This window comes from Luteibacter sp. E-22 (genome assembly GCF_049913125.1).
GTDB lineage: Bacteria > Pseudomonadota > Gammaproteobacteria > Xanthomonadales > Rhodanobacteraceae > Luteibacter.
This window is the reverse complement of sequence record NZ_CP183975.1, coordinates 3,635,717-3,645,000: the sequence shown is the minus strand read 5'-3', so window position 1 is coordinate 3,645,000 and position 9,284 is coordinate 3,635,717. Positions and strand designations below refer to the sequence as shown.

Annotated in this window: 5 protein-coding genes and 2 rRNA genes (1 of these 7 cut by a window edge); 6 read left to right on the top strand and 1 reads right to left on the bottom strand. The window is 60.9% G+C overall.

The window, feature by feature from the left end:
* The 6 genes from ACN9M2_RS16240 to glpK all read left to right on the top strand — a co-directional run.
* Positions 1–2,623: ribosomal RNA gene (locus ACN9M2_RS16240) — 23S ribosomal RNA — on the top strand; it begins 262 nt to the left of the window's first position.
* Between the two features lie 121 nt (positions 2,624–2,744).
* Positions 2,745–2,859, top strand: a 5S ribosomal RNA gene (gene rrf / locus ACN9M2_RS16235).
* Positions 2,860–3,218: 359 nt separating this feature from the next.
* On the top strand, positions 3,219–3,992 hold the full coding sequence (locus ACN9M2_RS16230; RefSeq protein WP_426285665.1) for a DeoR family transcriptional regulator: 774 nt from the start codon (positions 3,219–3,221) through the stop codon (positions 3,990–3,992).
* A gap of 269 nt (positions 3,993–4,261) precedes the next feature.
* Entirely contained in the window at positions 4,262–5,749 is a 1,488-nt protein-coding gene (glpD, locus tag ACN9M2_RS16225; protein ID WP_426285664.1) for a glycerol-3-phosphate dehydrogenase, read from the top strand.
* 78 nt (positions 5,750–5,827) lie between these two features.
* Positions 5,828–6,532, top strand: a complete 705-nt coding sequence (locus ACN9M2_RS16220) for an MIP/aquaporin family protein (protein ID WP_426285663.1) — start codon at positions 5,828–5,830, stop codon at positions 6,530–6,532.
* Between the two features lie 14 nt (positions 6,533–6,546).
* Positions 6,547–8,055, top strand: coding sequence for a glycerol kinase GlpK (glpK, locus tag ACN9M2_RS16215; protein ID WP_426285662.1), 1,509 nt, complete (start codon positions 6,547–6,549; stop codon positions 8,053–8,055).
* A 281-nt stretch (positions 8,056–8,336) separates the two neighbouring features.
* Here glpK and ACN9M2_RS16210 read toward each other — a convergent pair whose 3' ends face one another.
* Entirely contained in the window at positions 8,337–9,272 is a 936-nt protein-coding gene (locus ACN9M2_RS16210) for a carbohydrate kinase family protein (protein ID WP_426285661.1), read from the bottom strand.
* Positions 9,273–9,284 lie beyond the last annotated feature (12 nt).

Sequence of the window (9,284 nt, the reverse complement as noted above, 5' to 3'; positions counted from 1 at the left end):
CCAAAAGTGTCGTACATTCTAGTCGAACCGCGTGGAAAAGCGGGCCGTAGACGGTGATAGCCCGGTAGACGAAAGGGTGCATGGCATGAAATTGAGTAAGGCGGGGCACGTGAAACCCTGTCTGAACATGGGGGGACCATCCTCCAAGGCTAAATACTCCTGACTGACCGATAGCGAACTAGTACCGTGAGGGAAAGGCGAAAAGAACCCCGGAGAGGGGAGTGAAATAGACCCTGAAACCGTATACGTACAAGCAGTGGAAGCCCGCAAGGGTGACTGCGTACCTTTTGTATAATGGGTCAGCGACTTACTGTCAGTGGCAAGCTTAACCGTATAGGGGAGGCGAAGGGAAACCGAGTCTGAATAGGGCGAATAGTCTCTGGCAGTAGACCCGAAACCGAGTGATCTATCCTTGACCAGGTTGAAGGTGCGGTAACACGCACTGGAGGACCGAACCCACATCTGTTGCAATAGATGGGGATGAGTTGAGGATCGGAGTGAAAGGCTAAACAAACTCGGAGATAGCTGGTTCTCCTCGAAAGCTATTTAGGTAGCGCCTCGTGCGAACACTGTTGGGGGTAGAGCACTGTTATGGCTAGGGGGTCATTGAGACTTACCAAACCATGGCAAACTCCGAATACCAACACGTGATACACGGGAGACACACGGCGGGTGCTAACGTCCGTCGTGAAAAGGGAAACAACCCAGACCCGCAGCTAAGGTCCCAAAGTCATAGCTAAGTGGAAAACGATGTGGAAAGGCATAGACAGCCAGGAGGTTGGCTTAGAAGCAGCCATCCTTTAAAGAAAGCGTAATAGCTCACTGGTCGAGTCGGTCTGCGCGGAAGATTTAACGGGGCTAAGCTATGCACCGAAGCTCGGGGTGCACACCTTTTGAGGTGTGCGCGGTAGAGGAGCGTTCCGTAGGCCTGTGAAGGTGAGTCGTAAGGCTTGCTGGAGGTATCGGAAGTGCGAATGCTGACATGAGTAACGATAAGGGGGGTGAAAAGCCTCCCCGCCGAAAGCCCAAGGTTTCCTCGCGCAACGTTCATCGGCGCAGGGTGAGTCGGCCCCTAAGGCGAGGCAGAAATGCGTAGTCGATGGGAAGCAGGTTAATATTCCTGCACTTTTCTACAGTGCGATGTGGGGACGGAGAAGGTTAGGTCTACCAGGCGTTGGTTGTCCTGGGGAAAGGCGGTAGGCATGATTCTTAGGCAAATCCGGGAATCTTTATGCCGAGCACCGAGACGAGTCCTATGAGGACGAAGTGACTGACACCACGCTTCCAGGAAAAGCCACTAAGCTTCAGCTGTAGAAAAACCGTACCGTAAACCGACACTGGTAGGCAGGGTGAGAATCCCAAGGCGCTTGAGAGAACTCGGGTGAAGGAACTAGGCAAAATGGCACCGTAACTTCGGGAGAAGGTGCGCCTCTTGGTGTGGTCACGTGCGTGACTGAGCATCGAGGGGTCGCAGTAACCTGGCCGCTGCGACTGTTTATCAAAAACACAGCACTCTGCAAACACGAAAGTGGACGTATAGGGTGTGACGCCTGCCCGGTGCTGGAAGGTTAATTGATGGGGTCAGCCGCAAGGCGAAGCTCTTGATCGAAGCCCCAGTAAACGGCGGCCGTAACTATAACGGTCCTAAGGTAGCGAAATTCCTTGTCGGGTAAGTTCCGACCTGCACGAATGGCGTAACGACAGCGGCGCTGTCTCCACCCGAGACTCAGTGAAATTGAAATCGCTGTGAAGATGCAGCGTTCCCGCGGCAAGACGGAAAGACCCCGTGAACCTTTACTATAGCTTTACACTGAACGTTGAGTTCTTCTGTGTAGGATAGGTGGGAGGCTATGAAACCAGGACGCTAGTTCTGGTGGAGCCATCCTTGAAATACCACCCTGAAGTGCTTGACGTTCTAACCTAGGTCCGTAATCCGGATCGGGGACCGTGTATGGTGGGTAGTTTGACTGGGGCGGTCTCCTCCCAAAGAGTAACGGAGGAGCACGAAGGTACGCTCAGCGCGGTCGGACATCGCGCACTGTGTGCAAAGGCATAAGCGTGCTTGACTGCGAGATCGACGGATCAAGCAGGTACGAAAGTAGGTCTTAGTGATCCGGTGGTTCTGTATGGAAGGGCCATCGCTCAACGGATAAAAGGTACTCCGGGGATAACAGGCTGATACCGCCCAAGAGTTCATATCGACGGCGGTGTTTGGCACCTCGATGTCGGCTCATCACATCCTGGGGCTGTAGCCGGTCCCAAGGGTATGGCTGTTCGCCATTTAAAGTGGTACGCGAGCTGGGTTCAGAACGTCGTGAGACAGTTCGGTCCCTATCTGTCGTGGGCGTTGGAGATTTGAGGGGGGCTGCTCCTAGTACGAGAGGACCGGAGTGGACGTTCCGCTGGTGTTCGGGTTGTCATGCCCATGGCATTGCCCGGTAGCTACGAACGGAAGTGATAACCGCTGAAAGCATCTAAGCGGGAAGCACGCCCCAAGATGAGATCTCCCGAGAGCTTGACTCTCCTTAAGGCACCATCAAGACTAGGTGGTTGATAGGCGCGGTGTGGAAGTGCAGCAATGCATTGAGCTTACGCGTACTAATGAGCCGTGAGGCTTGACCATATAACCCCAAGACGCTTCACCGTCTTAATCTCTTACTCGCGGTTCGACTAAAACCCGGACGCTTGTCACTCGTTTACACCCTCTGTGGAGCCGGCGCTTAACGCGCTGCTCCCACCCCTTCCCTGGCGGCTATAGCGGCGTGGTCCCACCTGATCCCATCCCGAACTCAGAAGTGAAACGCGCATGCGCCGATGGTAGTGTGGCTCAAGCCATGCAAGAGTAGGTCACCGCCAGGGGCTTTATCCTAAAAACCCGGTCTCATCAGAGGCCGGGTTTTTTCTTGGCGCGCAGCGCGACCCGCAACAGGTCACCGCCAGGGGCTTTATCCTAAAAACCCGGCCTCATCAGAGGCCGGGTTTTTTCTTGGCCCGGTGGGAGCCGACCGAGTCGGCGATCCCGCGGCAGCGGGCCTGCTCACCGCACGCACCTATCGCCGACTCGGCCGGCTCCCACCCATAGCCCGCTTCCACCGCCAGGGCGCCGGGCCTATCACCTGGTCTAGCTCCGCCAGGGCGCTGTATTCGCGCATGCGGCATGACACTCGCGTGGCAACGCGTCATCATGTTCAAGCGATAGGCAGCAATGGGAAAGATCGATGGATCCACGGCTCAATCGGCGGCAGGAAGAACTGATCGCTATCGTCCAGCGGGAAGGCTTCGTCGGTGTCGACGAACTGGCCACGCATTTCGACGTGGCCCCGCAGACGATCCGTCGCGATCTCAATCTCCTGGCCGATGGAGGCCTCATCCGCCGCTACCACGGCGGCGTGAGCGCGTCCTCCTCAAGTGTCGAGAACGTCGCCTATGCCGCACGCCAGTCGCTGCAGACCGCGGAGAAAAACCGTATCGCCACGGCGATCGCGAAGTCCATCCCCGACGGTTCCTCGCTTTTCATTAACCTGGGCACGACCAACGAAGGCGTCGGCCGTGCGTTGCTCGAGCATCGCGATCTGCGCGTCATCACCAACAATCTCAATATTGCGATCCTGCTCAGCGACAATCCTACGTTCGAAGTGATCGTCGCGGGCGGTGTCGTCCGTGGGCGCGATCATGGCGTGACCGGCGAAGCCACGATCGAACTCATCCGCCAGTTCAAAGTCGACTTCGGCATCATCGGCATCTCCGGCATCGAACTCGACGGCACGCTCCTGGATTTCGACTTCCACGAAGTCCGCGTGGCCCAGGCGATCATCGAGCACTCGCGTCAGGTCTTTCTGGGCGCCGACCACAGCAAGATCGGCCGCAATGCGATGGTCCGCCTGGGCGATTTCTCCCGCGTGGATGCATGGTTCACCGATCGACAGCCACCGGACGCCTTGCTTCCCGTCCTGGAAGCCGCCGGCACGCAGTTGCACGTCGCCGGCGGCTAGCGGGCCAACTGGCAGCAACCGCCGAGACAAGCATCTAAGCCCAGGCGAATCCTCCGCCTCGCCGCCGACAGCCTCGGATTACGCTGCACTGCAGCGTGCGATGTTCGTTTGTGTTCGAATATGCTCATTTCAACGCAGGCGAAGCCTGACTGATCCGTGAAATGTTCGTAAACGCAAACGGCGTCGCGCGTCGCAAGTTAAAACGAACATACCCGAGCGTAGGGTCTCACCCTTCAGCAGGCCTCGCCTCCAGCTAAGCGGAGTTCGCGATGGTCGAGCAGGTCGATGTTTTGGTGATCGGTGGTGGCGTCAACGGCGTCGGCATCGCCCGTGACGCCGCAGGGCGTGGGCTGAGCGTCTGGCTTTGCGAGCGCGACGATCTCGCCGCGCATACCTCAAGCGCCAGCACCAAGCTGATCCATGGTGGCTTGCGCTACCTGGAGCAGTTCGAATTCGCCCTCGTGGGCAAGGCGCTCGCCGAGCGCGAAGTGCTGCTGCGCGCCGCGCCGCACATCATCTGGCCACTACGTTTCGTCCTGCCGCACCAGCCGCACCTGCGTCCGGCGTGGATGATCCGCCTGGGCCTGTTTCTCTACGACCACCTGGGCCGCGGCCGCCGCACACTGCCCGGTTCGCGCCGCGTGCGCTTCGGCAAGCACGTCACCGGCGAGCCCTTGCGCGACGACTTCAGCGTCGGCTTCGTCTACTCCGACGCATGGGTTCAGGACGCCCGCCTGGTCGTCCTCAACGCGATGGATGCCGCGCGACGGGGTGTGCACATCGAAACCCATACGCGCTGCGTCAGCGCCCGGCGGGACGGCGAGGGCTGGACCGCGGAACTCGAAGCCCGCGACGGCAGTCGCCATTTCGTGAAGGCCCGCGCGCTCGTGAATGCAGCCGGCCCTTGGGCCGCCAGCTTCCTCGACGACGTGGCCCATGTGAAGCACCAGCACTCGCTGCGCCTGATCAAGGGCAGCCATATCGTGGTGCCGAAGATCTTCGAACACCGTTACGCGTACATCTTCCAGCAACCGGACCGCCGCATCGTCTTCGCGATCCCCTACGAGCGCGACTTCACCCTGATCGGCACGACGGACATCGAGTACAAGGACGACCCCTCGCACCCGACGATCACGGCAGAGGAAACGAGCTATCTCTGCGACGCGGCGAACCGCTACTTCAAGAAGCAGCTGACGCCTAACGACGTGGTCTGGAGCTATAGCGGTGTGCGTCCACTACTGCAGGACGAAGCGGGAAGTGCCTCCGAAGTCACGCGCGATTATCTGCTGGACATCGATCAGAACGGTCCGCCGCTGCTGAACGTCTTCGGCGGCAAGCTGACCACCTACCGGAAGCTTTCCGAAGAGGCCGTCGACAAGCTCGCCCCCTTGCTGGGCAACCACCAGCCGGCCTGGACCGCCGACGCCCGCCCGCTTCCCGGTGGTGGCGAACGCGATATCGACGAGTTGCTCGCGGATGTCCGTGCCACCCGTCCTTGGCTCCCCGAGACTTTCGCCTGGCGGCTCGTGCACAGCTACGGCACGCGTGCCCGCGACCTCTTGGGCGAGGCCGACGGCCTGAACGCCTTGGGCGAGCATTTTGGCGCGGACCTCTATCAGGCGGAGGTCGATTATCTCGTACGCCATGAATGGGCCACGGAGGCCGAGGACATCCTCTGGCGTCGAAGCAAGCTCGGCCTGAGGGTCACCCCTCCGGATGTTCAACGCCTTACCGATTACCTGTCCACGAAGCGCTGAGGCGCCACGGGGACATCCCCAAGACGCGTGTCGTACTGCTGACCGGCCCGCGCCCCACAACACATAGGAGTACTCAGCATGTCGGTCTACCTGAGTGAGTTCCTCGGAACCATGGTGATGATCCTGCTAGGCGACGGAGTGGTCGCTGGCGTGCTGCTCAAGGATTCGAAAGCGGAAGGCGCCGGTTGGGGCGTGATCACCTGGGCCTGGGGCCTCGCCGTCCTCATGGGCATCTTCGTCGCCGCGAAAAGCGGCGCCCACATGAATCCCGCGATCACGCTGGCGATGGCTTCCATCGGCAAGCTCTCGTGGTCGCTCGTTCCGGGTTATATCGCGGCGCAGATGGCGGGTGCCTTCACCGGTGCCGTGCTGGTCTATCTCGCCTACCTGGCACACTGGCGAGGCACCGCCGATCCGGCCAAGAAGCTCGGCATCTTCTGCACGATCCCCGCCATCCGTTCGATCCCGGCCAACCTGGTCACCGAGGTGATAGGCACGTTCGTGTTGGTGTATTGCGTGCTCGCCATCGGCAGCAACGATCTCTCCAAGGGCCTGGCACCGATCGCCGTCGCACTGCTCGTGGTGGTGATCGGCATGTGCCTGGGTGGCCCCACCGGCTATGCAATCAATCCCGCGCGTGACTTCGGTCCCCGCCTCGCGCACGCGCTATTGCCCATCCCCGGCAAGGGTGGTTCGGACTTCGCCTATGCGCCGGTGCCCATCGTCGGTTCGATCATCGGCGCCCTGCTTGCCGCCTTCGCCTATACCGCCCTCGCGGCCTGACTCGAGGATTCATCGTGACCACCAAGAAGAAATACATCCTGGCCATCGACCAGGGCACCACCAGCTCGCGCACGATCCTGTTCGACCATGACGGCAACATCGCCGGCACAGCCCAGCGCGAATTTCCGCAGATATTCCCGCAGCCGGGCTGGGTCGAGCACAATCCCCGGGAGATCATGACCAGCGTGCTCTCGACCATGACCGAGGTGATCAGCAGTTCGCAGATCGATCCCGCGTGCATCGAAGGCATCGGCATCACCAACCAGCGCGAGACCGCGGTGGTGTGGGACAAGCATACGGGCCAGCCGATCTACAATGCGATCGTCTGGCAGTCGCGACAGACCGCCGACATCTGCGACAAGCTCAAGGCGGACGGGTACGACGAGATGGTCCGCGAGAAGACCGGCCTGTTGATCGACGCCTATTTCGCCGGTACCAAGGTGCGCTGGATCCTCGACCATGTGGAAGGCGCGCAGGCGAAGGCCGAGGCGGGCGACCTGCTGTTCGGCACCATCGATACCTGGGTGATCTGGAATCTCACCGGTGGCAAGGTGCACGTCACCGATTACACCAATGCCTCGCGCACGCTGATGTACGACATCTACAAGCGTGAGTGGGACGATGAATTGCTGAAGATGCTCAACGTGCCGCGCGCGATGTTGCCGGAGGTGAAATCGTCCAGCGAGATCTACGGCAATACGCAGGCGAAACAGTTCTTCGGTCGCGAAGTGCCGATCGCCGGCATCGCGGGCGACCAGCAGGCGGCATTGTTCGGCCAGGCATGCTTCGAACAGGGCATGGCGAAGAACACCTACGGCACGGGCTGCTTCATGCTGATGAACACCGGCGAGAAGGCCGTGCGTTCGAAGACCGGCCTGCTCACCACCATCGCCTGGGGTGTCGACGGCAAGGTGGAATACGCGCTGGAAGGCAGCATCTTCGTCGCCGGTTCCGTGATCCAGTGGCTGCGGGATGGCCTGCGCATGCTCGGCAAGGCTTCCGATTCGCAGGCCTATGCGGAACGCGCCAAGGACAACGACGGTGTGTACTTCGTGCCCGCGTTCGTGGGGCTCGGTGCGCCGTATTGGAGAAGCGATGTGCGCGGTGCCGTGTTCGGCTTGTCGCGCGGTACGACGAAAGAGCAGTTCATTCGCGCCGCGCTGGAATCGATGGCATACCAGACACGCGATGTGCTCGAAGCGATGCAGACCGACTCCGGCATCCAGCTGAAGGAATTGCGCGCCGACGGTGGCGCCATCGCCAACGACTTCATGGCGCAGTTCCAGGCGGACATCCTCGACGTGACGCTGTTGCGTCCGAAAGTGCAGGAAACCACGGCGCAAGGTGCCGCCTATCTCGCCGGTCTGGCGGTGGGCTTCTGGAAGGACAAGAAGGAGATCGCCACGCGCTGGGCAGTCGATCGTGAGTTCAAGCCGCAGATGACGAAGGAGCGTCGCGACGACTTGTACGAAGGTTGGCAGCAGGCAGTGAGCGCGACGATGGGATTCAAGCCGCGCAACTAGTTCGGTCCGTCTGGCGGAGCCGACCCTGTCGGCGACGGGTGCTTGTCGTGGCTTGGTGGGAGCCGACCTTGTCGGCGATCCCGCGGCAGCGGGCCAGGTTGAGGCCAGCACTCATCGCCGACGAAGTCGGCTCCCACGAGGTCGAGGCGAGCACCCGTCGCCGACAGGGTCGGCTCCCGCCAGGCTTCGGCGCACTATGCGGCACACACCGGTTGTCGCGCATATGAGAAGGGGCGGCGCAGTGATGCGCCGCCCCTTCTTTTCAGGCATCTGCCGCGCGATCAGGCCAGCGCGTAGCCGAACTGGTCCTTGAACTCAGCGGCGAACTGCTCGTACGTGAAGTACTGGTTCTGCGTGCCCGGATGCTCGACCTTCAGTGCGCCCATCAGCGACGCCATCTTGCCGACGGTCGGCCAGTCATAGCCCTTCATGATGCCGAAGATGAGGCCGGCGCGGTAAGCGTCGCCGCAACCGGTCGGATCGACCACCTTGTGCTCGCGGGCCGGCGGTACTTCGAGCGTTTCACCATTCACGTGGATCAGCGAGCCGCGCGGTCCCAGCGTCACGATGTACGCGTCGACCTTCGACGCGATGTCCGCCGCGCTCCAGCCCGTACGCTGCTGCAGCAACTGCGACTCGTAATCGTTGACGATGACATACGTCGACTTTTCGATCATCGCGCGGAACTCGTCGCCGTTGAACAGCGGCATCGCCTGGCCCGGATCGAAGATGAAGGGTACGCCACGCGCGGCGAATTCGTCGACATGCTGCAGCATCGCGTCGCGGCCATCCGGCGCGACGATGCCGAATTCGCACTGCTTGATGTCGCGCACGTGGTTCTCGTGCGCGCTCGACATCGCGCCCGGGTGGAAGGCGGTGATCTGGTTGTTGTCCAGGTCGGTGGTGATGAAGCACTGCGGCGTGAACTGGTCGTCGAACTGGCGCACGCCGTCGAGGCGGATGCCGAACTTCTCCAGGTGCGCGCGGTACGGCGCGAAATCCTGGCCGACCGTCGCCACCGGCATCGGCTCGCCGCCGAGCAACTTCAGGTTGTAGGCGATGTTGCCCGCGCAACCGCCGAACTCGCGACGCATGGCCGGCACCAGGAACGACACGTTCAGGATGTGCACCTGATCCGGGATGATGTGGTTCTTGAACTGGTCCTGGAAGACCATGATCGTGTCGTAGGCGAGCGATCCGCAGATAACGGCAGTCATGCGTTGGGTGAC

Coding starts and splice junctions, on each gene's coding strand:
- ACN9M2_RS16230 (WP_426285665.1), top strand. CDS start 3,219: ATGGATCCACGGCTCAATCGGCGGCAGGAAGAACTGATCGCTATCGTC.
- glpD (WP_426285664.1), top strand. CDS start 4,262: ATGGTCGAGCAGGTCGATGTTTTGGTGATCGGTGGTGGCGTCAACGGC.
- ACN9M2_RS16220 (WP_426285663.1), top strand. CDS start 5,828: ATGTCGGTCTACCTGAGTGAGTTCCTCGGAACCATGGTGATGATCCTG.
- ACN9M2_RS16210 (WP_426285661.1), bottom strand. CDS start 9,272: ATGACTGCCGTTATCTGCGGATCGCTCGCCTACGACACGATCATGGTC.